This is a genomic window from Streptomyces sp. NPDC088732 (assembly GCF_044751205.1).
Taxonomy (GTDB): Bacteria; Actinomycetota; Actinomycetes; order Streptomycetales; family Streptomycetaceae; genus Actinacidiphila.
In genome coordinates, this window is the sequence record NZ_JBIVLI010000017.1 from 178698 (window position 1) to 203594 (window position 24897).

Genomic DNA, 24897 nt, shown 5'->3' on the forward strand with positions numbered 1-24897 from the left:
GACGCCGCCGGCAGCGGCTGGCGGGCCGATCACCCTACCCCGTACCGTACGGTGCGATCGTCACACGGCATAGTAGGGGTCCCATCGGCCCCCGCCGTCGTCGCGGCGGTGCGGGCCCCGGCGCCGGGCACGCCGACACAGCAGCGAACAACGGGGAGTTGACGCAGGGATGGCGACACGCAGGGATGAGCTGAACGCCTACTCGTTCGCGCGCAAGCGCACGGTGGCCGCGTTTCTCCAGCCCTCGCCGCACGGTTCGGAGGAAGCGGCCCCGCGTCCGCTCAGGACCGTCGCCCCGAGCCTCGTCGTGGCCCTGCTGATCGTTGTCGCCTTCGGCTTCTGGGGCATACTCAAGCCCTCCGCGCCGACCGGCTGGAACAAGCCGGCCGAGAAGGTCATCGTCGGCGACGAGTCGACCACGCGCTACGTGGTACTGAAGACCGACGGCGAGCCGCAGTTGCACCCCGTCCTCAACCTCGCCTCCGCCCGGCTGCTCCTGGACCCGGAGAAGTTCGGGGTCATCAAGGTCAAGGAATCGGTGCTGGACAACAGCGGGATGACGCTGGGCACCACGATCGGCATCCCGTACGCCCCCGACCGGCTGCCGGGCGCCGACGACGCGGGCAGGGCCAAGACCTGGGCGCTGTGCGAGTCCCCGGGCGGCGGCACGAACGAGGCGACGCAGCGCGCGGTGTTCGTCATCAACCAGCAGAAGCCCAAGGAGGCGGCGCTCGTCGGCGGACGCAACCGGCTGCGCGACGACGAGGCCATGTACATCGAGGTGCCCGGCGGCGCGCAGTACCTGGTGACCGACAAGGGCAACGCCTATCTGCTGGGCGACCCGGCCGGCCGGCAGGACCCGGTCGTCGTGAACCTCCTGCGCCAGGTCGTCTTCGGTGCCTCCGCGCAGCCGCAGAAGGTGGACGCCGCCTTCCTGTCGACGCTCAACAGCAGGAACGGCGCCCTGTACTTCCCGCCCGTCGCCGACCTCGGCGCCCCGTCCACCGCCCCCGGACTGAGTCCGGAGCACGCGAAGGTCGGCCTGGTCCTCAAGGCCAACAACGACCAGTACGTGGTGCAGAAGGACCGCGTCGTGCGGGTCACGGACTTCGTGGCGAAGCTGCTGCTCAACATCCCGCAGGCGGCGTCGTTCTACACCGGTTCGCCGCAGCCCGCGTCCGTCGGCATCGGCGAGGTCGCCTCGGCGCAGGCGAGCGAGACGTATCTGAACAACCTCGGCTGGCCCGAGAAGGCGGTCACCCAGGCCAACACCCAGGACGCGGACACCGGCCGCCGGGTGGCGTGCAGCGTGTACGGCGGCGGCGACGACAGGCTCACCCAGCAGCCGTCGATGACGATGTGGGCGGGCCGCAAGTTCCCCCGGGACGTGGCGCAGAGCGGTACGAACACCTACGTCTCCCCTGGCAGCGGCCTGTTCTACAAGGCGTACGACGGCACCGACAAGCGCATCGGGTCCATCTACCTCGTCACCGACACCGGTCTGCGCTACTCGGTGCCGACGACGGGCGACAGCGATGCGGGCGGCGCCGCGAAACAGGACGCGGAAGTCGGTGTCGTCCAGACCAAATTGGGGTACGGGAAGAACTCCCCGGTGCCCGTGCCGAAGATCTGGTCCGATCTTCTGGCGACCGGTCCGACCCTCGACGAAGGCGCCGCGAAACAGGCACAGGGTTCCTGATCAAGACCGGAACAATACCGTCGTCGCCCTTCAACGCCCGCAGTAACGTGAGGGTTTGGTGATGACGGTCAGGATCCCGATACGGAACCGGTTATCTGTTCGCCCTGTCGTGGGTATTGGCTAGAGTTGAAGACCGGCGACACTCAACCGTCGCCGATCGCATACCGGATCTTCTACGTCTCATGGGGGACTCCACACATGGCTGGACAGCAGTTCACCATGACCGAGGAGGAGATGGTTGCCTTCAGCAGCCGTATCTCCACGGTCAACTCCTCGATCCAGGGCGAGATTCGCCGCCTCCAGACCGTGATCGACACGATCACCTCGGGCTGGAAGGGCTCCGCCGCCACGGCGTACAACAACCTGCAGACGCAGGTGAACCAGGACGCCAACAAGATCAACCAGATCCTGGGCGACATCAAGGAAGCCGTCGACGCGAGCACCCGGAACTACTCCGCCTCCGAGGAGGAGCAGCGCGCGTCCATCCAGAGCATCTCGGGCCAGGGTGGCAACCCGTTCGGATGACCGGCTCCGTGCGCCGCTGCCCGCCGCCCGTCACGGGCGCGCGGCCGCGCACGCCGCAGCTGCCGTTCCCGTCCGAATCCAACATCTGAGGAGACATCACATGTCCGGGCAGATCCTGGTCAACTTCCAGACCATCTCCCAGGCCGCGACGGACGTCCGTACGACGGCCAACAACATCAAGCGCCAGCTGGACGACCTCGAGGCCGGCGTCAAGAAGATCGCCGCCACGTGGGAGGGCTCGGCGCAGGAGGCCTACCGCGCCAAGCAGACCGAGTGGGACCAGCGCGCCGCCTCCATGCACCAGACGCTGGAGGCCATCGCCCGCGCCCTCGACACCGCCGCGCAGAACTACCAGGACACCGAGAACAAGAACCGGCAGATCTGGGGCTGATGGCGCGCGCCAGGCCGCGTCACACGCGATGAGGGCGGGCGGTACGGACGACGTACGTGCTCGCCCTCATCGGCGGTTCGGCCCACGAACCGCACACAACGGGAGGACGGAACACCAGTGGGATCGCACGCCGTGAGGCGCACCGCCGCACTCGCCGCAGCCGCGGCGATCACCGCCTTCGGCCCACCGGCTGCCGCGCCCGCCGCCGGTGCCGCCCCCGCGGTGGACGCCCCGGCCGACGGCGCGCGGACCGTCCTCGCGGACGACGGCGGCCTGGGGGAGCGCTTCCAGATCGACGACACCCAGTGCTCGTTCCCGTCCGACCCCATCGCGGGCACACCGTGGTCGCTGCAGCGCATCGTCCTGGACCAGCTCTGGCAGGACACCCAGGGCCTCGGCGTCGTCGTCGCCGTCATCGACACCGGCGTGGACGACCAGAACAAGCAGCTCGCCACGGCCGTCACCCGCGAGATCGGCAGCGGCGCCGGCAAGAAGCACGCGGGACTGGACGTCTTCGACCGCAACGGCGACGGCACCAAGGACGACGTCGGCCACGGCACCAAGGTCGCCGGCATCATCGCCGCCCGACCCGCCCCGGACACCGGTTTCGTCGGCATCGCCCCGCGCGCCTCGATCCTCGCCATCCGGCAGAACGACAACCAGGGCGGCGGCACGGTCAGGACGATGACCAAGGCGATCCGCTACGCGGTGGACAGCGGCGCCAAGGTCATCAACATCTCCCAGGACACCGCCTCCAGGATGCCGCCCGACTCGGCCCTGGAGCAGGCCGTCGAGTACGCGAAGGACCAGGACGTCCTCATCGTCGCCTCCGCGGGCAACGACGGCGCCGACGGCAAGGTCAAGCCGACCTACCCCGCCTCCTACGACGGCGTCCTCGCCGTCGGCGCCTCCGACCGCGACAACGCCCGCGCCAACTTCTCCCAGCCGGGCCCCTTCGTGGGCGTCGCGGCCCCCGGCGTCGACATGGTCTCCACCGTTCCCTACGGCGGCCACTGCATCGACCAGGGCACCAGCTTCTCCGCCCCGTACGTCTCCGGCGTCGCTGCCCTCATCCGGGCCAAGCACCCCGACTGGACCTACCGCCAGGTGATCACCCAGATCGAGCAGACCGCCGACCGCGGCAAGCCCGGCCGCGACGACTTCGTCGGCTGGGGCGTCGTCGACCCGGTCGCCGCGGTCAACGACGACGCGACCACCCCCCAGGCCGCCCCGACGCCCGACCCGGTCGTCAACCCCGGTGGCCACGAGAAGATCGAGGCCGCCACCGTCGTCCTCGGCGAGAGCCCCGAGCAACGCATCGAGCGCTACGCCGTCTACACGGTCGGCGGCGCGGCCGGGGGCATTGCCCTGCTGGTGGGAGGCGGGGTCGTCCTCGGCGACTGGCGTCGCAAGCGAGGGATCCACACATGAGCAGGAACGGGGAGCGACACGATGACTGACCAGTACAAGGTCGATCTCAGTGAGCTGGAGGACACGATCACCAAGCTCAACGGGGTGATCAGCCAATTGGGCGTTGCCAACGTCTGCGCGAAGAACGACACCTACCTGCCGCCCGGCGCGCTCGGATCGGCATTCGAGGAAGCCGATCAACTCGCTCGTGCGCACGAGGAGATGAAGACGCACATCGAGTCGGTTGTGGCCTACATCCACGGCGTCATGAACGACTTCGGTGGCAAGACCAAGAAGGTGCACGGCCATTACTCGGACGCCGAATACGACGCGCAGGGCGGCATGTCCGGCAGCGGCAAGTGAACACATCAAGCGCGGATCGATGATCGTCGTGCCGGTCGCAAAGGGGGACACGCATCATGGCTGACGAGGGAACTTACTACGAGTACCAGGCCCCGACGCAGTGCTACGCCGGGGAGCACACCACGAACTTCGCCGGCACGAAGAACATGGACCAGATGAAGGCCATGCTCGCCAACGCCGACCACGTGGAGGTCGAGTCCTGCGCCCAGGGCTGGCTCCAGGTGCACGACCAGCTGGTCACCGGATCCGGCAGCGCCAAGGCCGTCTTCGACGCCGCCGTCGAGCACATCACCCAGCACTGGGACGGCGCCGCGGCGGAGGGGTTCCGCGCGCAGGCCACGGTGATCAGCAAGATGATCACCGACTGCTCCACGTACGCCAAGTACACCTCGCAGGCGATGACCAACGCGGCGTCCGTGCTCAAGACCATCAAGCCGCAGGTCGACGCGATGGAGAAGCCCGGCACCCTGTCCAGCTGGGGCGACGCCCTCGGCGACGGCTTCGACCGCAGCGACGCGCAGCTGCACACCGACCTCGCGAACGGGGTGGACACGCAGTCCGCGCTCGACCGCAGCCGCGGCTCGCTGTCGGCGGGCAAGGAAGCGCAGCTCGAAATGGCTGTGAAGATGGAGCAGCTGGGCGCGGGGTACAACGCGCAGTCGCGTGCGATGGGGACGTGGACCGTCAAGCCGCCGCCCAAGGGCCGGGTCAACGACAGTGATGACTACCCGGGGGATCCGGGCGGGGTCGCGCCCGTTCCGGTGATGCTGCCTCCGGAAATCACCCAGCCGAGCACGGAGTCCTCACGTCGCCCGACGGGTCGGACCTCGACCGGCACGGTGACGCCGGTCAAGGAGGTGAAGTCACCCCGGGAAGGCGGCATCACCGGTGGGGTGCAGAAGCCGCCTTCGAGTACGAAGCCTCAGGTCGGTACGGCCATCGACGGCATCGCCGGGGGTACGACCGGCACCGGTGGGTACGGCGGAGGCACCGCCGGCATCGGTGGCGGCGTCGGTGGAGTCGGTGCCCCCGGAGCCGGTGGTACCGCGGGTGTCGGCGGCGCCGGTGCCGGTCTTCCGGGCGCCTTGGGCGGCCTTGGCGGACGCGGTGGCAAGGCCCCTGCTTCCGGCGCCGGAGGTGCGGGGCGCGCGGGCGCGGCCGGCCGAGGTGGCATGCCCGGCGCAGGCGGTGCGGGCGCTGGGGCAGGCGGCCGGGGCGGTGCCACCGCAGGACGAGGGGGCAGCCTTGCCCGTCGCGGTGGCGGCGTTGTGGGAGCGGCCAAGGGCACCGGGTCCGGCACCCGAGGCACGCCGGGCGGTTCGGGCCTGCACAAGAGCCGCGGCGCCACGGGCGCGGGCGGGAGCAACGTCGGCAAGGGCGCGAACCGCATGATGGGCCGCGGCCAGACCGATCGGGCGGAAGAGGAAGAGCGGCGCGACGGCGAGCGTCCCGACTATCTGGTCGAGGACGAGGAGACCTGGACACCCGAGCGCAACAACGCTCCTCGGGTCATCGAGTAACCAATTGGTCCACCGCACGATGTAGAAAGGCTCGGGGGTACGGCTGTTGGCTGTGCCTCCGACCTGCCCAGGAAAGGACGTTCAGGTGGCTCTCGCGCGAATGCTGCGGATCGCAGGTGGGGCGGCGCTCGCAAGTGCCCTGATCTTCGCTTCGGCGCCGGTGGCGGCGGCTGACGACGTCAGGGACAAGCAGTGGCCTCTCGTCGCCTTCGACGCAGAAGCCATCTGGAAGATCACGCGGGGCAAGGGGGTGACCGTAGCCGTCATCGACTCCGGGGTGAACGCGAACCATGTCGATCTCAAGGGAAATGTGATCGAGGGCAAGGACTTCATGGATGGGGGCTCCACCGACCCCGGCCCCAATGAGTCACATGGCACGGAGATGGCTTCGGTCATTGCCGGTCACGGCCACGGCCCTGATTCCTCGGAGGGCATCATGGGGCTCGCTCCCGAGGCCAAGATCCTTGACATCCGCGATGACGGTGGCAGCACGGGTGGTTTCGCCTCATCGATCCGGTACGCCGTTGATCACGGCGCGTCGGTCATCAACATCTCGTCAGAGGGGTCGTCGAGGCTGGACGCGGAGGCGGAGGCGATCGCCTACGCGCTTCAGAAGAACGTCCTGGTCGTGGCCGGTGCGGGTAACGACGGCTCCGAAACGGGCTACCCGGCCGGCTATCCGGGCGCAGTGGCTGTCGGCGGCGTGAAGAACGACACGCAAATCTGGGAGAACTCGAACTACGGCCCGCAATTGCTCCTGACGGCGCCCGCGACGTTCATCCTCGCTGCGGGAACGAAGTCCGACACCGCTTACCGGTCCGGCACCGGCACATCCGATTCCACGGCGTTCGTCTCCGCGGCCGCCGCGCTCCTGCGCGCCAAGTTCCCGGATCTGACCGCAGGTCAGATCGTCAACCGCCTGACCAGGACCGCCGGGCTCCCCGCGTCGGCCAAGGGCCTCGCTCTCCCGGACGAGCACTACGGCTACGGCTTCATCCAGCCCCTGGCCGCCCTCACCCGGGACATCCCCGCCGGGCCCACGTACGGTCCGCTGGCCGTGCCGGAGTCGCTGAAGACGGGGCAGAACGACGGCGGCCAAGGGGCCACGCCCGACCCGTCGGCCACCGCGCCGAACGCCACCGGCGGTGCCATGAGCGACGACGAGCAGGCGGCGGCCGACCGCAAGCAGGTCATCGCCCTCAGTGCGATCGGCCTGGTCGGCCTCCTCGTCCTCGCTCTGATCGTCTTCGTGATCGTCAGGATCGCCCGCCGCAACAAGGGCGGCGGCAACGACCGTCCGGGCGGTCCCGGTGCGCCCGGCGGCGTGTATCAGCCGTACGGCGGTCCGCAGCCGCCGCAGCAGCAGGTCAATCCGTACGCCCAGAACAACCCGTACGGGGGGCAGCAGCAGCAGACGCCGCCGCCCTCGTCGTGGGGTTCGGGGCGCCAGTAACGCACAGCCGCTCGCACGTCCGACACATTCAACGGGGAGACGACATCGGCCATGGCCGGTTACTACAAGGTGGAACTCGACGCGCTCGCTGATCTCGGTACGCAGTTGGGGAACTGTGCCGACGAGATGCGCTCGGCGATGAAGGTCCTGAAGGACATCGGCCCGAAGGGCTCCGGCTTCGCCGATCTGGAGGCGGCCTGCGACGAGTTCCAGGACGCCTGGGGGTACGGGATCGGGCTGATCGCGGACGCGACGGGCGGGATCACGGAGGGGCTCAAGGCGACGCATCAGGTGTACGCGACCCTGGAGCAGCAGATCGCCGCGTCCTTCACGTCCGGGAACGGCGCGAACGGCGGGAACGGCGGAAGCACCGCAAGCGCCGGCAAGGGCGGCGCCCAGTGACGGCCGCCACCGGGACAGCGCCGGTGCCGATACCGGCGTTCCGATTCCAGGTGCAGCAGGACTTCCACGAGATACCCCTCGGCCTCGGTGTCGAGGACGACCCCTTCGACGAGCAGATGCGCGCCTTCGCCCGCGACTACTGGGGTGACGCGGAGGAGCTGGAACCGCTCCGCATGCTGATGAAGGCGATGTACGCGGCCAACTCCCGGCAGCTCGCCGAAGAGGGCGCCGTCTACAACGCGTTGGGTGTCTTCCCCATCGGCGGTACCTCGGACGGCGCGACGCCCCCCGAACGGGTGAGCCGTTGCAGCCTGCTGGTGAGCGTGCGCGAGCTGGACGTGCCGGATCCGGGGCTGGCGGCCGCGGGCATCGCCGAACTGCTGGCGCGCGAGGCCGGCGAAGAGGGCACCGTCCAGCTGATAGCGCTGCCTGCCGGACCCGCCGTCGTACGGGTGGGGGGCAGTCGCGCCGTATGGGAGCGCGACGGGGGTGCGAACGCCGAAGAAGGCGTTGTCGAGCGGTTCTTCGTCCGGGTCGAGGTCTGGGTGCCGTTCCCGGACGAGGACAAGGTGCTGCTGCTCTGCCTCAGCACCTCCGACGTGCAGGACCTCTTCATGTACCAGGCGGTCCTCGCGGACATCGCCGACACCGTGACCTTCGGCGCCGACGACGCGCCCGTCGCTGCGGGGTCCGCCCCGAAGCCCCGTACGTTCGGCTGAGCGCCCAGGGAGGATCCGCACACCATGAGCACCATGACCTACGAGGCCCTGGGCTTCGATCCGGCACCGGGCATACCCGCCTCCGTGGAGCGCCTTGTCACCACGTTGAGCAAGGTCGGCAACGAACTGCACCAGGCGCACTCCACCCTCACCCGGTTGGGCCGAAGCGACGGGATCTGGGAGGGCGATGCCGCAGCCGGCTTCGCGCAGAAGGTCGGTGAGCTGCCGAAGTACCTGAACGACGGCTACGGCTCGCTCATCGACGCCGCGCACAGCCTGCACCAGTGGCAGGCGCAGCTCGTGGACTTCCAGACGCTCGCCGCCCGTTACGAGACGGAGGCCGCCGAGGCGCGCCGCGTTCTCAAGGCGGCCGAGGGCGATCCGGACCTGAAGCTGGCGGGGCAGACCTTCGACACCGATGCCGCCCTGCAGAACGCACAACAGCGCCTGGACTTCGCGGTCAAGAGGGTCAACGACGCGACCGGCGACCTCAGCGCCGTCATCAAGAAGGCGCAGGATCTGCTCGGTGAGCACGAGAAGGCGGCGCGTACCGCGGCGTCCGCGGTCCGCAAGGCCGCCGAACGCGCGCCCGACGAGCCCGGTCTCTTCGACCGCTTCATGGACGCCCTCAAGGGTCTGGGCGACAAGATCAAGGAGCTTGCCGGGGACGTCTGGGCGTGGATGAAGGAGCACGCCGACACCCTCTACAAGATCGGCGACTGGCTCGGGTACGCGAGTGCCGCCTGCGACGTGCTCGCGGTCGTCTTCTCGGAGACCGTGATCGGCGCTGTCGTCTTCGAGGCCATCGGCATGGTCCTGAACGGCGGGGCGCTCGCCTTCCACGCCGCGGGCTGGGCGGCGGGCTCCAAGAAGGGCTCGTGGACGGACATCGGGCTCGACATCGCGGGCTTCATCCCCTTCGGGGACCTCGCGCGCGGCGGCAAGGTGCTCAAGGGCGCCTTCAAGGGGGTCTCGATCCCCTCGAACGTGCTGCAGATGGGGTCGAAGGCGGCCGACGCCTTCAAGCGCGCCGACGACATCGTCGCCTCGGTCGGCGGGAGCGCCTGGAACTACGCGGAGCGCGAGGGCATGCGCTCGCTGGGCATCATCGGCGGCAAGGTCGACGCGGTCAAGATCACCGCCGACACGTTCAAGGAGCGCTTCCAGATCGCCGTGGCGAAGGAGTTCGGCGACTCGACGCTGTACCGCGCGGCCAGCGGCCGGCTCGGGAGCGCCCTCGACCAGGTGGTACCGAAGCTCGTCGAACACACCCCGCTCGGGCGTATCCCGGCCATCGCCGACTCCGTCAAGCCCGTGATGGACGACGCCGGCAATGTGGTGCGGCACTATGTCGACCCGCGTTCCTGGACGGCGCGCGGCTACGAGGCGATCACCGGGGCCAAGGGCCTGTACACCGAAGGCGTGCGCCTGGTGACGGATGACGTGCAGTACGCGTCCGACAAGGTCCATGAATCGATCGACCACGCCCGAGAGACGGCCGGTAGGGTCTTGGACGGCATTTCCCGAGCCAATCCCTTCGGATGAGCAGAGACCGGACAGGTTTGCCCCAATGAATGTGATGCACACCGACCCCCGCACCGCGGTCCGGTCCCCGAAGTCCCTGGCGGGCGCGCGGCTGCGCTACACGCTGCAGTGGGTGTGGTTCCCCTGTCTGGCGGCGGTCTGGCTCCTGCCCTACCTCCTGCTGGTGGTGGGCTACTTCACGGTCTTCTTCCCGCTCGCCTTCGTCTGGGACATCGACGTGCCGGCACCGCCGGGAAGCGGCCGCCGCTTCCGGTGGCGGCGCCGGATGTGGCTCAACCGCAAGCGGATGCGCCGCGAGTGCTCCGGCGATCTGCCGTGGCTGGAGGACCAGTTCCGCGCGCTGCTCGACGGCCGCGCGCCGATCCTCCTGGGCCGGCAGAGCAGCGGGACGGTGTGGCGCCACCGCGACGGCCGGGTCGAGATCGACGACAGCTACTTCCGGCAGATCGGCGCCGCGCGCGCCCTCGCGGTCGCGCGGGAACTCGGCTGGACCCCGGACCGGAAGGGCACCGAGGACCTGCCCGTGTGGCTGGTGCTGCGCGCCGCGCCCCGCGCCTGACCGTACGCGGCGCGGTGCTCGTTCCGGGCGCCTGTGCCCGGGTCGTCCTTCGTCCGGGGAGCGTTCGCCCGGGGAGCGATCCGCTCCCGTCGTGACGCGGGCCGTCAAGCCCGTGCCCCGATGCTGCGTGCAGGACCGATTCGCCCGGTGGATCGGTTCGCGCGGCAGTGTCCCGCCGTACCGGCTGTCGTTGTGCGCGGTGGAATCGACGACGGCCGCGACGACCCGCGGTCCGGGCGGGAGGGCATGTGGTGTTCAAGGTCTGCCCGGAGGACCTCGAGGGGTACGGACGCCTGATCGACAGGGCCGCGGGCGATGTGGCGGAGGGCGGGGCCTATCTGAGGCGCCACGGTACGGTCGCCGAATCCGCCCAGGGCCTGTGCAGCCAGGTGTTCGACGTCCACGGCACCGTGCTGCGGGACATGGCGGCCACCTGCGAGAAGTTGCGCACCCTGCTGGAGGCGTCGGCCGCGGAACTGACCAGGTCCGCCGCGTACTACCGCGTGACCGACCGGGCGGAGGCCGCGCGGGTTGACGCCTTGCGGCCCGCGGCCGGACACCGGGGCGGCACGTGATGGGTCCTGCCGACGTCGTGGAACCGGCACGGCACCTCGTGGCGCCCGGTGCGCCCGCTGAGTTCCACAGCCCGCTCGAAGTGCTCAACCAGGCCGGCGACCTCATCAGCCCCGCCTTCTGGATGGCGGAGATCTGCGACGTCGCCCTCGGCTTCCAACCCATGGACGAGGCCAAGGAGTACTTCGCCGGCGACTGGGAGACCTACGCCAAGTGCGCCCAGGTGTGGGAACGGCTCGGCAGCACACTCGGCGACGTCTCCAGGAACATCGGTGCCGGCAGGGACTGCGTCGACAGCACCTGGGACGGCAACGCGGCCGACGCCGCCCGCGCCTACTTCGACGGCATCGCCGGGCGCTGCGACGGCCTGCAGGCCGAACTCGACGCCCTCGGGACCCAGTACAAGGTGATCTCCCACGGCGTCTGGTCCGCCGCGGAGGCCGTCGGCGCGGTCCTCAGCGGCATCGCCGACGCCGCTGCCATGGCGGCGATCTCGGCCGCGGCGGGCACCATGACCTCCTGGACGGGCTGGGGCGCCGCCGTCGGGTACGGAGCGGCGGCCCTCGAGATCGCGCGCATCGTCGAACTCTGGGGCGAGGCGACCCAGGCGGTGAACGCCGCACAGCGCCTGGTGAACGCCGCCCTCGGGGCCGTCGAGCAGGCGGGTGGCGGTCTCGCCACCGCGTTCCACGACGTCCCGCTTCCCGGGGCGGCCTACGACAATCCCGCAGTGGGGCCTGCCCTGCCGGGACAGAGGTGACGTGTGCGGAGGGAAGAAGACGCCTTCGAGGTCGGCGAAGCGGAACTGCTCGGGCCGGCGGTCGATCCCGTGCGCGCAAGGGTCCTCCGCGAACAGCTCCGCCGTCTCGCGAAGGGCGGCGCGGGGGACCCCGTCCTGCAGGAGATGGCGGCCGAAGTGCTGGCCGGCCGGGTCGGGTTGCGCGAAGCCCTGCGGATTCCCGCCTACGCGGAGGCCCTCGGGGAGCGCGTGCGTGCCTTCCGCCGGACGTGGGCCGAGATGAGCCCCCAGGAGAGGGCGGAGCACGAGGCGGAAGCCCTGCGCTTCGCCCAGGCGCAGCGTGACGCACGGTAGGAGGCCGAGTGTTCCCGGAACCCGAACCCGAGCCGGAGCCGGAATCGGACGTGGCCGAGCGTGACGCGGGCAGCAGTGCCGGTGCATTTCTCGGTGGGGTCGGTCTGACGTCGGGAGCCGTGTTCGCGCTCGGGCTCTGGGCGGTGTTCGTCGGTACTGCGGTGGCAGGTGACTTCTCGCCCGCGGGCCTGATCGCCGCCCTGCTCGTCTCCTTGTCCGCGTGGCTCGCATGGCGCGGCCGGCGGCTGCGGCATGCGGGCTGGAGCTGCGGCGGACTCGTGCTGCTGTTCGCCGTCATGACCCTCACCAAGCACCTGCCGATGTGAGCCGCAGCGCCGGTCCCGGTCACCAGGCGGCCGGCGGGAGCCGCAGGGCCCCGGAGAGGCCCGGGTGCCCCGCGGTCGCGTTGTGGACCGCGTCAAGGTGTCCGGTGGCCCACGAGCAGCTCCGCCAGGCCCGCCGGGTTGCTCAGTGCCACCAGGTGGCCGCCGGGCAGGACGTCCGCCTCCACGCCGAGGCGTTCGCGGGCGACGCGTCGCTGGAACTCCTCGGGGAAGAGCCGGTCGTCGCGGCCGGCGACGACACGGGTGGGCACGTCCGGCCAGGCCGGCAGCGGGAAGGGGACGCCGAACGGGGTGTCGGACTGGCGGGGCTCCCGGGCGAGGGCCGCTTCCACCAGGGGCCGCGGCAGGTCGTGGAAGAAGGTCACCAGGGGGTCGAAGTCCGCGTCCGGCGGGCGGCCCTCGGCGAGGTCGAGCGCCCGCCGGGCCCCGGGCTGGCCCGTGTTCGCCCACCAGTCCCCCGCGGTCTCCCCGGGGGCCGGGATCATCGCGTTGACCAGGACGAGCAGTTCGACCCGGTCGCCCAGACGCTCGCAGGCCAGGGGCGCGGTGAACCCGCCCATCGACTGGGCGACCAGCACCAGGTGCTCGCGGTCGCCCACGGCGGCGGCGACCGCGTCCGCGTACTCCTCCAGCCCCGCCGTGTCGTCGTCCGTGGGGAGTTCGACCGCCAGGGCCTCGTGGCCGCGGCGGCGCAGCTCCGGCACCACGAGCTGCCAGTACCAGGCGCTGTCGCCGCCCGCTCCGGGGATCAGGGCGTAGGTTGTGGTCGTCACGGTCGCGGGCTCCGTCCTGCCGTCATGCCCTCGCCAGGACGGAGGCGAAGCTGTCGAGGATGTGGTGGACGCCCGCCTCGGTCCGGGCGAAGTGCTCGGCGGGGACGTCGGGCTGGCAATAGACGACCTCGGTCTTGTCGCCGTGGTCGGTGAACGCGGCGTCCATGACGACCTCGGCGCCGTCGGGGCCGCCCATCGTCCACACCAGCCGCTCCTGCCGTACGACCTCGCGGTAGGTGCCGCCCAGCGGCATGTCGCCCTGGGGGGTGGTGACGGTGGCGCTCCATGTGCCGCCGGTGCGGACGTCGCTGACGACCGTCGGCAGCGGGGCGCCGAACCACTGGGCGAAGTACTCGCGCTCGGTCCACACCTTCCAGACCTTGGCGAGCGGCGCGTCGAAGACCCGGGTGACGGTGATGTCGTTCATGGAGGCATGCCTTCCTCGGTACGGCGGCGGAGCGTGTGCGGCGCACTCCTTCTCACGAGGGGGCAGACCGGCGGCGGGCCCCGGACTCATCGGTCGGCCCGCCCCGATGTCCGACCCTCGTGATCTCATCGGCAGGAGCGAGGAGAGGAGCCGGGGCATGACCGTCGAGGTGAGGATCGAAGCGTGGGGGCAGGACGATCTCGCCCTGCTGCGGCGCACGAACGCGCCCGAGATGATGGCGCACCTGGGGGGCCCGGAGAGCGAGGAGCAACTGCGGGCCCGGCACGCGCGGTATCTGGAGCGGCACGGCGGCGGGGGGATGTTCCGCATCGTGCTGTCGCCCACGGGCGAACCGGCGGGCACCATCGGCTACTGGGAGCGGACCTGGCGGGGGGAGACGGTGTACGAGACGGGCTGGAGCGTCCTGCCGGAGTACCAGGGGCGCGGCATTGCCGTGGCGGCGGGACGCGAGATCATCGGGCTGGCGACGGAGGCGGCGTCGGCCGGGGACGGGCCGCGGTCCCTGCACGCGTACCCGAAGGTGGACAACCCCGCGTCGAACGCGATCTGCCGCAGACTCGGCTTCACGCTCGTCGAGGAGTGCGACTTCGAGTACCCCGCCGGCCATCCGATCCGCTGCAACGACTGGCGGCTGGAGCTCACCCCCGCCGGCTGACGCGGCGGCCGACCGGCGGACCGGCTGCCGGGCCTACCAGGCGTCGCCGTCCCGCCAGTCGCACACGAGGCCGCCGTCGAGGTCGAGCGGCGCGGCCACCGGGAACACGTACACGCAGTCGTCGTCCTCCGGGGTGCGCCGGACCCCCGACGGCGTGAGCACGGAGGTGGGTCCCCGCCACGGCCGCCAGCCGCGGGCCGCGTAGAAGCCTCCGGCGCCGTCGGCGGCGGCCAGCGCGCCCAGGTCGTACGCGCGGCGCAGCCGGCGTTCCAGCGCGTCCATCAGGGCGGCGCCGTGACCGCGCCCGCGGCGGTCCGCGCGCACGCCCACCCCCTCGACGTAACCGGCCCGCAGGGCACGTCCGCGGTGCAGCACACGGCGCTGCACGAGGGCGGCGTGCCCGATCAGCTCCGCGCCCTCCCACACCAGGGTGTGCAGGCCGCCGAGGGAGTGCTCCCAGTCCGCGGCGTCCAGGCCGCCGTCGAAGGCCTCGACGAGCAGGGCGCGTGCCGCGTCCAGGACGGCGCCGTCCAGGTCGGCGGTGTGGGCCACGTCGACGCGGATACGGGTCATGTGCCCATCCTCGCAGCAGGCTTCGCGGCAGGGGCGGTGTCGGTGGGTGCTGCCATCATCGAGGCATGCTGAGCCTGGGAACCATCGTGCTGGGAGCCGCGGACGTGCACCGGGCCGCGGCCTTCTGGGGTGCCGCACTCGGGTACGTGCCGCGGGACGGGGACGTCGGGGACGACTGGGCGGTGCTGGTCCCCGCCGAGGGCGGCGCGGGCCCCGGCATCGCCGTGGGCCGCAGCGCCACCCCCGTCCAGGAGCACCCGCGGGTCCACCTCGACCTGTACGCCGAGGACGCCGCCGATCAGGCGGCACAGGTCGAGCGGCTGGTCGCCCTCGGGGCCGGGCGCGTCGACTGGGACCTGTACCCGCCGGACCCCGACTTCGTCGTGCTCGCCGACACCGAGGGCAACCGCTTCTGCGTCATCGACGCGTCCTTCGTGCCGTCGCCCGGTACCTCCTGAGGTACGTCGCCGTCCTGTGCCGGGGAGTGGCACGATGGCCCGCACACCCTTCTCGCGACGCACACGACCGGGGGCACCGAGCCGATGAGCAAGGAGATCAGCGACGCCGAGCTGATGGAGGTCGCCGCCGACCCGGAGCAGGCCCGCCGCCTGCACAAGGCGCTCAGGACGCTGGCGGACAACCCGAGGGTGACCGGCCCGCTGAAGGACATGGCGCGCGAGGTCCTGAACGGCCGTCTCGGCATGCGCGAGGCCCTGGACTCCGACGTCTGGCGCGGAGCCGTCGGTGACCGCATGGCCGAACTGCGCCGGAACGACGAGCGGATGACCCCCGAGGAGCGCGCCGAGGCGCGTGAGCGTGCCGCGCGGTGGTTCGAGCAGCAGGACCAGCGGGACCAGCAGGACCGGGACGAAGAGCGGGACGACCGGGACGCGCAGGGCCCGCCCGAAGCGCACGGCGCCGGTGCCGCCGACCCGCGCGACGTCCCGCCCGCCTACCGCCCGCCCACCCGGCGCGACTGACCGGCAGCCCACGGCCTCCCCACGGCAACGGGGCGGGGACGGACACCCGGTCCGTCCCCGCCCCGCCCCGTGCCGTCAGCTCTCCGGCAGGAACCCGGTCTGGATCAGCTGGTTGCCGCGCCGCCGGGTGAGGAACTGCGCCCGCCCCGGCGGCAGCTTGACCGCCTTGGTGCTGCCGAAGACGGGGCCCTCGCCCGGGTCGCCGGACAGGACGATCCCGGTCGCGCCGAGTTCCTTCGTCCGGGTGAGGAACGGCTCGAAGGAGGACCGCGAGGCGCCCGACGTGCTGCGCGACAGGATGATGCGCAGGCCCAGGTCGCGGGCGAACGGCAGGTACTCCATCAGCACCTGCATCGGGTTGCCCATGGAGGTCGCGACCAGGTCGTAGTCGTCGACAAAGACCCACGCGTCCGGCTCGGTGTACCAGCTGCGGTTGCGCAGCTGCTCCGGCGTCACGTCCTGGCCGGGCATCCGGCGGCCCATCGAGCCGGCCAGCGACTCCATGACCTCCTGCAACTGCGGGCCCGAGGCGCAGTACTTGTACATGTGGCTCTCCGGCACCTGACCGAGCAGCGCCCGGCGGAAGTCGGAGACCACGAACAGCGCCTTGCCGGGCTCGTAGCGCTCGCTGACCTGCTTGGCGATCAGCCGCAGCAGCGAGGACTTGCCGGACTCGCTCTCGCCGTAGACCACCATCAGCGGATCGGTCTCGAAGTCCACGAACACCGGGGAGAGCGTGAGCTCGTCGACGCCGATCGCGATGCCGCGGTCGGAGAAGTCGCCGCCCTTGGGGAGCTCGGTCGCCGGGAGCATCGTCGGCAGCATCCGCACCTTCGGCGCGACCGGCCCCGGCCAGTTGGCGTTGACCTGGGCCACGAACTGCGCCATGCCCTCGGACAGGTCCTCCACGGCGGAGGAGGCGTCGATGCGCGGCAGCGCCGCCAGGTAGTCCAGCTTCTTCGGGGACAGCCCGCGCCCCGGCTTGCCGACCGGCACGTTCTCGGCGCGCCGGCGGTCGAACTCGGACTCCATCGGGTCGCCGAGCCGCAGTTCCAGCCGGCTGAGGATCTGGTCGCGCAGCGCGGGCCGGATCTCGGTGTAGCGGGTGGCGGTGACGACCAGGTGGATGCCGAAGCCGAGGCCGCGGGTGGCGATGTCGTTGATGACCGGGTCGAGCTGCTCGTAGTCGGTCTTGAACGTGCCCCAGCCGTCGATGACCAGGAACACGTCGCCCCACGGCTGGTCCGGGAAGTGCCCCGCCGCCCGCCGGGAGCGGAAGGTGTTCATGGAGTCGACGACGTTGCTGCGGAAGAACTCCTCGCGGGCGTTGAGGATGCCGTGCACCTCGGCGACCGTGCGGCGGACCTTCTCCGCGTCCAGCCGCGAGGCGACCCCGCCGACGTGCGCCAGCCCGTCCAGCGCCAGCATGCCTCCGCCGCCGAAGTCCAGCGCGTAGAACTGGACCTCCTTCGGGGTGTGGGTCAGCGCGAAGGACGCGATGAGCGAGCGCACCAGGGTGGACTTGCCGGACTGGGGGCCGCCGACGACCAGCGCGTGGCCGCCGGAGCCGGACATGTCGGCGTACATCACGTCGCGGCGCTGCTCGAAGGGCTTGTCGACCAGGCCGACCGGGACCGCGAGCTTGCCGGTCGCCGTGTAGCCGTCGGCGTGCAGGCCGCGTTCGGCGCTCACCGTCAGCGGCGGCAGCACCTGGTCGACGCTGAACGGCTCGTCCAGCGGCGGCAGCCACACCTGGTGGGCGGGCGGGCCCTGCCCTTCGAGGCGGCCCACGATCACGTCGAGGACGGTGTCGGCCAGCGCGTCGTCCACTGCGCCCGGACGCGCCTGCGGTTCCGGCTCGGTGAGGATGCGCACCGGCACCGGCGCCGCGGTGAACAGCACGGGGGAGCGGTCGATGCGGGCCCCATTCGCCGTCCGCGTGCCCGGCGCGCGGTAGGTGCCGGAGACGTACGCGGCCTTGAACTGCACCATCGTGTCGGTGCCGTACTTCAGGATGCCCGCGCCGGGCACGTTGGGCAGGTGGTACGCGTCCGGCACGCCGATCGCCGTGCGGGACTCGGCGGCGGAGAAGGTGCGCAGACCGATGCGGTACGACAGGAAGGTGTCCAGGCCGCGCAGCTTGCCCTCCTCCAGCCGCTGCGAGGCGAGCAGCATGTGCACACCCAGCGACCGGCCGATGCGGCCTATCTGGATGAACATCTCGATGAAGTCGGGCTTGGCGGCGAGCAGTTCGGAGAACTCGTCGATGATCAGGACGAGCGAGGGCAGCGGGTCCAGCGCGGCCCCGGCCGCGCGGGCCTTCTCGTAGTCCGTGATGTTGGCGTAGTTGCCGGACTGCCGCAGCAGTTCCTGGCGGCGGGTGAGCTCACCGGTGATGGAGTCGCGCATGCGGTCGACGAGGGTCAGCTCGTCGGCGAGGTTGGTGATGACCGCCGACACGTGCGGCATGGTGCCCATGCCGGTGAAGGTGGCGCCGCCCTTGAAGTCCGCCAGGACGAAGTTCAGCGTCTCCGAGGAGTGGGTGACCGCCAGGCCCAGCACCAGCGTGCGCAGCAGCTCCGACTTGCCGGAACCGGTGGCGCCGACGCACAGGCCGTGCGGGCCCATGCCCTCCTGCGAGGCCTCCTTGACGTCCAGCATGACCGCCTCGCCGGTCTCGCCGAGGCCGATCGGCACGCGCAGCCGCTCGTGCAGGGTCCGCGGCCGCCAGGTCCGCGAGACGTCCACCGAGGACGCGTCGCCGATCCCCATCAGGTCGGTGAAGTCCAGGTTCGCCAGCAGCGGCTCGTCGGCGTCGGCCGCGCCCAGGCGCAGCGGCGCCAGCTGCCGCGCCAGCGACTCCGCCTGCACGGGGGACAGCACGTCCGGGGTGCCGACGAAGGTGCCGGAGCCGGCCTCCAGGTAGAGCTGGTCGCGCCAGACCTGGATGGACAGCGAGCCGCGCATCTCGTCGAGCTCCCCGGGCACGACCTCCAGGATCGTCACGCCCTGCAGGCCCTCGGCGGAGGCGATCACCGAGTCGGCGGGGACGCCGCCGCCGTCGAGCACGATCACCACGTGCGGCTGGTCGAGGACCGTCTGGCCGTCGCGGTTGAAGCGCGGCCGGCCGTCCAGCTCGTCGGCGAGCAGTTCCTCGGCCTCGCCGAGATCGCCGCAGACCAGCCGGCGCGAACCGGCGCCGTCCTGCTCCTTGTGCTGCGCGTGCGGCAGCCACTTCGTCCACTCCCACTCCGACTGGGCGCCGGGCGCCGCGACCACGGCGACGACCAGGTCCTCGGGGGAGTGCAGGGAGCACAACTGGCCGACGACGGAGCGGGTCTGGCCGTAGACGGTGTCCGGGTCGCCGGAGATCGTCACGTGGTAGAAGGAGCGCAGCCCCACCGCCAGCGGCAGGTTGTCCAGCGAGCCGTGCGCGGCGATGAACTGCTGCATCGAGTGCGCGGTCAGCGGCTCCAGTTCGTCGACCGGGGCGGTCTCGGGCGCGACGATCGGGGTGGCCAGCTGCTGCGGGCCGAGCCCGACCCGCACCTGCGCGAAGTCGGCGTCGGAGGCGCGGCGTTCCCACACCCGCGAGCCCTCGGCGACCAGCGCCCACAGCTGCTCGGGAGCGGGGTGCAGGTAATACTGTGCGTCACGCTGCTTGCGGGCGGTCTTGCGGACCCCGCGGCGCACCTGCGCCAGGTACTTGAGGTAGTCGCGGCGGGCCTCGGCCATCTGGCCGGAGGGGCCCTTGCGGGAGCGGACGATCTGGGCGACCACCATCGCGAGGGTGGAGCCCATCATCAGCACACCCATGATCTTCATGAACCCGCCGGAGCCCCCGCTCCCCGTGGGCAGGAAGAAGAAGGCGGCCGACGAGCCCATGCCGAGCATGGGCAGCAGGTTCATCAGCAGGCCCTGGTCCTCGCCGCGCGGCAGTTCGGGCGGCGCGACGAGCCGTACCTCCTCGTTCGGCACCTCCGGCGGGTATACCCGCGGCGGGCGTTTGATGACGACCACGCTCACCGATGCACCAGTCCTTCACGCGAATCGCAGTTTCGGGCCGCCCCCGTGGCGACGGTCCCCCGTATGACACGTCCCGGTCGCGCACCGGCCCTTCGGGGGCCGGGCGTTGGACCACAGGCAGGTGGCGATCCTACTGGGCATGACAGCCGCGAGGCAGTGGGTCGGGTGGGGGGCAAGGGACTTGGGGCACGGGGTAGGGTGACGGATCGCGCAGCGCGGACGGGGGTCCGACCCTGGACGGCCGCGTCACTGCCACCCCAAACCACCCACCGCCGGACGAGGGGGACAACTCCAGGTGAGCACGGTCTCAGCAACCGGATTCTGCAGAGTCACGGTGGCGGCGCCGAACAGCCGGATCGACGTGGCACTCCCGGAGGACGTGCCGCTCTCCGACATCTATCCGGAGATCCTGCGCCTGTCGGGCCAGACCCCGGAAGAAGCCGCACCCACCGGGTACAACTTGGTCCGCAGGGACGGAAGGGTGCTCGACGACACCCTTTCCCTGACCGAACAGCGCGTTCACGACGGCGAGTTGCTGCTCCTGCGTCCCTTCGCCGACTCGCTGCCGCCCGCCGTCTTCGACGATGTGGTCGACGCGGTCGCCGCCGCCGTGCAGACCGACCGGCGCAGCTGGAACGACGCCCTGATGCGCGGTGTCGGGCTCACCGCGGGTGTGGTCCTGCTCGTCCTCATGGCCTTCGTGCTGTGGTTCTCCGAGCCGGCCGAGCACGACATGCACGGCCTGCCCGGTGTGCTCGCCGGGGCCGCGGGCCTGGTGCTGGTCGCGCTGGCGGGCGTGCGCGCCCGGGTGTACGACGACCGGCACTCCGCCGTCGCCCTCGGCCTCGCCTCCCTGCCGCTGCTGCTGGTCGCCGGCTCGGGCGTGATGGGTGTCGACAAGGGCGAGGGCCCGGGCCGGCTGCACTTCCTCATCGGCTGCGTCGTGGTGCTGACCGCGTCCGTGCTGCTCGTCCTGCTGCTGCCGCAGGGTGACGCCCCGTTCGTCGCGGCGTCCTTCACCGCGGGCGTCGGCACCCTCGCCACCTTCGTGGCGATCCTCACCGAGGCCGCGCCGCGCGAGGCGGCCGCCGTCACGGCCGTCGTCATGATCGCCGTGGTCGGGTTCCTGCCCGGCTGGTCGGCGCGGTTCGCGCGGCTGCCGATCGGCTTCCGCTCGCCCGACCAGGTCGCCATGCGGCACCGCGGGGACGCCGAGCGGCAGGGCGAGGAGGAGCCGGTCGACTTCGAGGTCATCACCAACCAGGCCCGCCGCGGCCACGAGCTGCTGCTCGGCCTGGTCGCCGGCTGCTCCGCCGCGATCGTCGGCTCCGCCGGCGTCGTACTGGGCTTCTCCGACAGCGCCTGGGCGCAGCTGCTCGCGCTCGTGATGGGCCTGGCGACGCTGATGCGCGCCCGGCTGTTCCGGTACACCTCGCAGGTCGTGACGCTGATGGTCGCGGGCGTCGTCACGATCGGCCTGCTGGTCGCCGGGCTCGCGCTCAACCTGCCGTCCGGGATCCTCACCGACCTGATGCGCGGCAACCACTCCTCGCTCGACATCCGCACCGTGTGGCTGTCGGCCGCGGTGGCGCTGGGCGCCGCCCTCCTGGTGGCGATCGCCCTGATCGTCCCGAACAAGGGCGTCACCCCCTTCTGGGGCCGGATGCTGGACCTGACCGAGGCCGCGGTGCTGCTCTCGCTGATCCCGATCTGCCTCGCCGTCCTCGACCTGTACGCCAAGGCCCGCGGCATGACGAGCGGCTGAGACCGGCCGTCACGCCGTCCGGGGCGGTCCCGCCGCCCCGCCGCTCACACGTGGTGCCCGCCACCCCGGATCCGGACATCGCACCGGGCCCGGGGTGGTACTCTGTGTAACCGATGCGTCTGCCCCCGTGCGGCGCGTCCCGCCTTTCGAGTCATCGCAGATTCCCCTGTGACACAGACCAGGGGCGCTCGAAGGCACCGACACACAAGGAGACCGTATGTCGCTCGACGTCGCGACGAAGAAGCAGATCATCGCCGAGTTCGGCACCAAGGAGGGCGACACGGGCTCCCCCGAGGTCCAGGTTGCGCTGCTCTCGCGCCGCATCTCGGACCTCACCGAGCACCTCAAGACCCACAAGCACGACCACCACTCCCGTCGTGGTCTGCTGATCCTGGTCGGCCAGCGCCGCCGCCTGCTGCAGTACCTGGCCAAGAAGGACATCCAGCGCTTCCGCGCGCTCGTCGACCGCCTCGGCATCCGCCGCGGTGCGGCCGGCGCCCGCTGAGACGCCGTAGAGGGAGCGGTTCCCGTACGGGAGCCGCTCCCTTGGCGTACGTGGGGTACCGCGCTGGGCGCGAGAGCGGGGCCGAAGCTTTGTAGGCTGGTCCCATACACAACGCCATAGAGCATGCGGAGGGAGCGTCCTCCTAAGCGCCACCAGCGCCGGTCCTCGGTAGTGGCCGCCGGGCAGCACGTACGTCCCGGTGGCTTCGATCGAAGACCGGCCCGGCGGGACGCCCCTCCACCGACGGCCACCGGGAAGACGCCCGGGGGCACGAAAGAGGAGAATCCCCATAGTGGAGAACGAGACCCACTACGCCGAAGCCGTGATCGACAACGGCAGCTTCGGCACCCGTACGATCCGCTTCGAGACGGGCCGTCTGGCCCGCCAGGCCGCCGGCTCGGCCGTGGCCTACCTGGACGACGACACCATGGTGCTGTCGGCCACCACCGCCTCGAAGCACCCGAAGGACCAGCTCGACTTCTTCCCGCTGACGGTGGACGTCGAGGAGCGCATGTACGCGGCCGGGCGGATCCCCGGCTCCTTCTTCCGTCGCGAGGGCCGCCCCTCCGAGGACGCGATCCTCACCTGCCGTCTGATCGACCGCCCGCTGCGCCCGTCCTTCAAGAAGGGCCTGCGCAACGAGATCCAGGTCGTGGCGACGGTCATGGCGCTCAACCCCGACCACCTCTACGACGTGGTCGCCATCAACGCCGCCTCCTGCTCCACGCAGCTGGCCGGCCTGCCGTTCTCCGGCCCGATCGGCGGCGTCCGCGTCGCGCTGATCCGCGGCCAGTGGGTCGCCTTCCCGACGCACAGCGAGCTGGAGGAGGCCGTCTTCGACATGGTCGTCGCCGGCCGCACCCTCGAGGACGGCGATGTCGCGATCATGATGGTGGAGGCCGAGGCCACCACCCAGACGATCAAGCTGGTCGAGGGCGGCGCCGAGGCGCCGACCGAGGAGATCGTCGCGGCCGGCCTGGACGCCTCCAAGCCGTTCATCAAGGTGCTGTGCAAGGCGCAGGCCGACCTGGCCGCCAAGGCCGCCAAGGAGACCGCCGAGTTCCCGATCTTCCTGGACTACCAGGACGACGTGTTCGAGGCGCTCGAGTCGGCCGTCGCGGACGAGCTCAAGCAGGCGCTGACCATCGCCGGCAAGCAGGCCCGCGAGACCGAGCTGGACCGCGTGAAGGCACTCGCCGCCGAGAAGCTGCTGCCGCAGTTCGAGGGCCGCGAGAAGGAGATCTCCGCCGCCTACCGCTCGCTGACCAAGAAGCTGGTCCGCGCCCGCGTCATCAAGGACAAGGTCCGCATCGACGGCCGCGGTGTCACCGACATCCGCACCCTGGCCGCCGAGGTCGAGGCGATCCCGCGCGTGCACGGTTCGGCGCTGTTCGAGCGCGGCGAGACCCAGATCCTGGGCGTCACCACGCTGAACATGCTGCGCATGGAGCAGCAGCTGGACACGCTGGCGCCCGAGACGCGCAAGCGCTACATGCACAACTACAACTTCCCGCCGTACTCCACCGGTGAGACCGGCCGCGTCGGCTCCCCCAAGCGCCGCGAGATCGGCCACGGCGCGCTCGCCGAGCGGGCGCTGCTGCCGGTCCTGCCGACCCGCGAGGAGTTCCCCTACGCGATCCGCCAGGTCTCCGAGGCGCTGGGCTCCAACGGCTCCACGTCGATGGGCTCGGTCTGCGCCTCCACCATGTCGCTGCTGAACGCCGGTGTGCCGCTGAAGGCCCCCGTCGCCGGTATCGCCATGGGCCTGATCTCGCAGGAGATCGAGGGCGAGACCCACTACGTCACCCTCACCGACATCCTCGGTGCGGAGGACGCCTTCGGCGACATGGACTTCAAGGTCGCCGGCACCAAGCAGTTCGTCACGGCGCTGCAGCTGGACACCAAGCTCGACGGCATCCCGGCGTCGGTCCTGGCCGCGGCCCTCAAGCAGGCCCGCGACGCGCGTCTGCACATCCTCGACGTGATGATGGAGGCGATCGACACTCCGGACGAGATGTCGCCGAACGCCCCGCGCATCATCACCGTCAAGATCCCGGTGGACAAGATCGGTGAGGTCATCGGCCCCAAGGGCAAGATGATCAACCAGATCCAGGAGGACACCGGCGCCGAGATCACGATCGAGGACGACGGCACCATCTACATCGGTGCCGCCGACGGCCCGTCCGCCGAGGCCGCCCGCGCGACCATCAACGGCATCGCCAACCCGACGATGCCCGAGGTCGGCGAGCGCTACCTGGGCACGGTCGTGAAGACCACCACCTTCGGTGCCTTCGTCTCCCTGCTCCCGGGCAAGGACGGCCTGCTGCACATCTCGCAGATCCGCAAGCTGGCCGGCGGCAAGCGCGTGGAGAACGTCGAGGACGTCCTCCCCGTGGGAACCAAGGTCCAGGTCGAGATCGCCGAGATCGACCAGCGCGGCAAGCTCTCGCTGATCCCCGTCATTGAGGGCGAAGAGAACGAAGACGGTGCGGACGCCGCTGCCGACGACAAGTCCGAGGACGCGTCCGAGCAGTGACCGACCGCTCCACACGCGTGACGGCCCGCCCCTCCACCAA

General features: G+C 71.0%; 25 protein-coding genes. 21 read left to right on the forward strand and 4 right to left on the reverse strand.

Annotation, left to right across the window (positions count from 1 at the left end):
• Positions 1-169 precede the first annotated feature (169 nt).
• The 15 genes from eccB to ACIP9H_RS27865 all read left to right on the forward strand — a co-directional run bounded on the left by eccB (position 170) and on the right by ACIP9H_RS27865 (position 12578).
• Positions 170-1699: a type VII secretion protein EccB gene (gene eccB, locus ACIP9H_RS27795; RefSeq protein WP_401591201.1), complete on the forward strand. Its 1530-nt coding sequence runs from the start codon at positions 170-172 to the stop codon at positions 1697-1699.
• Positions 1700-1897: 198 nt separating this feature from the next.
• Positions 1898-2224 carry a WXG100 family type VII secretion target gene (locus ACIP9H_RS27800; protein WP_360916100.1) on the forward strand — a complete coding sequence of 109 codons (327 nt, stop codon included), beginning with the start codon at positions 1898-1900 and terminating at the stop codon, positions 2222-2224.
• A 100-nt stretch (positions 2225-2324) separates the two neighbouring features.
• Positions 2325-2615, forward strand: coding sequence for a WXG100 family type VII secretion target (locus ACIP9H_RS27805; protein ID WP_360916103.1), 291 nt, complete (start codon positions 2325-2327; stop codon positions 2613-2615).
• A gap of 132 nt (positions 2616-2747) precedes the next feature.
• A complete protein-coding gene (gene mycP, locus ACIP9H_RS27810) occupies positions 2748-4046 on the forward strand; it encodes a type VII secretion-associated serine protease mycosin (protein WP_401961393.1) in 1299 nt (432 codons plus the stop codon).
• A 21-nt stretch (positions 4047-4067) separates the two neighbouring features.
• Positions 4068-4388, forward strand: a complete 321-nt coding sequence (locus tag ACIP9H_RS27815) for a hypothetical protein (protein ID WP_360916109.1) — start codon at positions 4068-4070, stop codon at positions 4386-4388.
• A gap of 56 nt (positions 4389-4444) precedes the next feature.
• Positions 4445-5908: a hypothetical protein gene (locus ACIP9H_RS27820; RefSeq protein WP_401591195.1), complete on the forward strand. Its 1464-nt coding sequence runs from the start codon at positions 4445-4447 to the stop codon at positions 5906-5908.
• An 85-nt stretch (positions 5909-5993) separates the two neighbouring features.
• Positions 5994-7361: a S8 family serine peptidase gene (locus ACIP9H_RS27825; protein ID WP_401961396.1), complete on the forward strand. Its 1368-nt coding sequence runs from the start codon at positions 5994-5996 to the stop codon at positions 7359-7361.
• Between the two features lie 51 nt (positions 7362-7412).
• A complete protein-coding gene (locus ACIP9H_RS27830) occupies positions 7413-7763 on the forward strand; it encodes a hypothetical protein (RefSeq protein WP_401591190.1) in 351 nt (116 codons plus the stop codon).
• Between the two features lie 23 nt (positions 7764-7786).
• Complete coding sequence (locus ACIP9H_RS27835) at positions 7787-8482, forward strand: hypothetical protein (RefSeq protein ID WP_401591187.1); 696 nt, start codon at positions 7787-7789, stop codon at positions 8480-8482.
• Between the two features lie 24 nt (positions 8483-8506).
• Entirely contained in the window at positions 8507-10027 is a 1521-nt protein-coding gene (locus ACIP9H_RS27840; protein WP_401591185.1) for a putative T7SS-secreted protein, read from the forward strand.
• Positions 10028-10061: 34 nt separating this feature from the next.
• Entirely contained in the window at positions 10062-10586 is a 525-nt protein-coding gene (locus tag ACIP9H_RS27845) for a hypothetical protein (protein ID WP_401961400.1), read from the forward strand.
• Between the two features lie 248 nt (positions 10587-10834).
• Positions 10835-11161 (forward strand): hypothetical protein, encoded by a 327-nt coding sequence (locus tag ACIP9H_RS27850; RefSeq protein WP_401591179.1) that lies wholly within the window; start codon positions 10835-10837, stop codon positions 11159-11161.
• Positions 11161-11919 (forward strand): hypothetical protein, encoded by a 759-nt coding sequence (locus tag ACIP9H_RS27855; RefSeq protein WP_401591176.1) that lies wholly within the window; start codon positions 11161-11163, stop codon positions 11917-11919. The genes ACIP9H_RS27850 and ACIP9H_RS27855 overlap by 1 nt, the downstream gene beginning before the upstream one ends.
• A gap of 3 nt (positions 11920-11922) precedes the next feature.
• Positions 11923-12252 (forward strand): hypothetical protein, encoded by a 330-nt coding sequence (locus tag ACIP9H_RS27860; protein ID WP_401591173.1) that lies wholly within the window; start codon positions 11923-11925, stop codon positions 12250-12252.
• Between the two features lie 8 nt (positions 12253-12260).
• Positions 12261-12578, forward strand: coding sequence for a hypothetical protein (locus tag ACIP9H_RS27865; RefSeq protein ID WP_401591171.1), 318 nt, complete (start codon positions 12261-12263; stop codon positions 12576-12578).
• A gap of 92 nt (positions 12579-12670) precedes the next feature.
• Here ACIP9H_RS27865 and ACIP9H_RS27870 read toward each other — a convergent pair whose 3' ends face one another.
• Together ACIP9H_RS27870 and ACIP9H_RS27875 are read right to left on the reverse strand one after the other, a co-directional pair.
• Positions 12671-13369 carry an alpha/beta fold hydrolase gene (locus tag ACIP9H_RS27870; RefSeq protein WP_401591168.1) on the reverse strand — a complete coding sequence of 233 codons (699 nt, stop codon included), beginning with the start codon at positions 13367-13369 and terminating at the stop codon, positions 12671-12673.
• 22 nt (positions 13370-13391) lie between these two features.
• Positions 13392-13796 (reverse strand): SRPBCC domain-containing protein, encoded by a 405-nt coding sequence (locus tag ACIP9H_RS27875; RefSeq protein ID WP_401591165.1) that lies wholly within the window; start codon positions 13794-13796, stop codon positions 13392-13394.
• Positions 13797-13953: 157 nt separating this feature from the next.
• Here ACIP9H_RS27875 and ACIP9H_RS27880 point away from each other — a divergent pair, with 157 nt between their 5' ends.
• Positions 13954-14472: a GNAT family N-acetyltransferase gene (locus ACIP9H_RS27880; RefSeq protein ID WP_401591163.1), complete on the forward strand. Its 519-nt coding sequence runs from the start codon at positions 13954-13956 to the stop codon at positions 14470-14472.
• Between the two features lie 33 nt (positions 14473-14505).
• On the opposite strand, the gene ACIP9H_RS27885 is transcribed toward ACIP9H_RS27880, so the two are convergent.
• Complete coding sequence (locus ACIP9H_RS27885; RefSeq protein ID WP_401591160.1) at positions 14506-15045, reverse strand: GNAT family N-acetyltransferase; 540 nt, start codon at positions 15043-15045, stop codon at positions 14506-14508.
• 65 nt (positions 15046-15110) lie between these two features.
• On the opposite strand from ACIP9H_RS27885, the gene ACIP9H_RS27890 reads away from it, so the two are divergent.
• Together ACIP9H_RS27890 and ACIP9H_RS27895 are read left to right on the forward strand one after the other, a co-directional pair.
• Entirely contained in the window at positions 15111-15503 is a 393-nt protein-coding gene (locus ACIP9H_RS27890) for a VOC family protein (protein WP_401591157.1), read from the forward strand.
• Positions 15504-15587: 84 nt separating this feature from the next.
• Positions 15588-16025 (forward strand): hypothetical protein, encoded by a 438-nt coding sequence (locus ACIP9H_RS27895; RefSeq protein WP_401591155.1) that lies wholly within the window; start codon positions 15588-15590, stop codon positions 16023-16025.
• A 75-nt stretch (positions 16026-16100) separates the two neighbouring features.
• Here the strand turns inward: ACIP9H_RS27895 and eccCa are convergent, their stop codons facing one another.
• Positions 16101-20051 (reverse strand): type VII secretion protein EccCa, encoded by a 3951-nt coding sequence (eccCa, locus tag ACIP9H_RS27900; protein ID WP_401591152.1) that lies wholly within the window; start codon positions 20049-20051, stop codon positions 16101-16103.
• A gap of 295 nt (positions 20052-20346) precedes the next feature.
• Here eccCa and eccD point away from each other — a divergent pair, with 295 nt between their 5' ends.
• From eccD to ACIP9H_RS27915, 3 genes are all read left to right on the forward strand, one after another.
• The gene (gene eccD / locus ACIP9H_RS27905; RefSeq protein ID WP_401591149.1) at positions 20347-21816 is read left to right on the forward strand and encodes a type VII secretion integral membrane protein EccD; all 1470 of its coding nucleotides are present in this window, start codon (positions 20347-20349) and stop codon (positions 21814-21816) included.
• A gap of 217 nt (positions 21817-22033) precedes the next feature.
• Positions 22034-22321 (forward strand): 30S ribosomal protein S15, encoded by a 288-nt coding sequence (rpsO, locus tag ACIP9H_RS27910; protein WP_018562610.1) that lies wholly within the window; start codon positions 22034-22036, stop codon positions 22319-22321.
• A 292-nt stretch (positions 22322-22613) separates the two neighbouring features.
• A complete protein-coding gene (locus ACIP9H_RS27915; protein ID WP_401591146.1) occupies positions 22614-24857 on the forward strand; it encodes a polyribonucleotide nucleotidyltransferase in 2244 nt (747 codons plus the stop codon).
• The last annotated feature ends 40 nt before the right edge of the window (positions 24858-24897 follow it).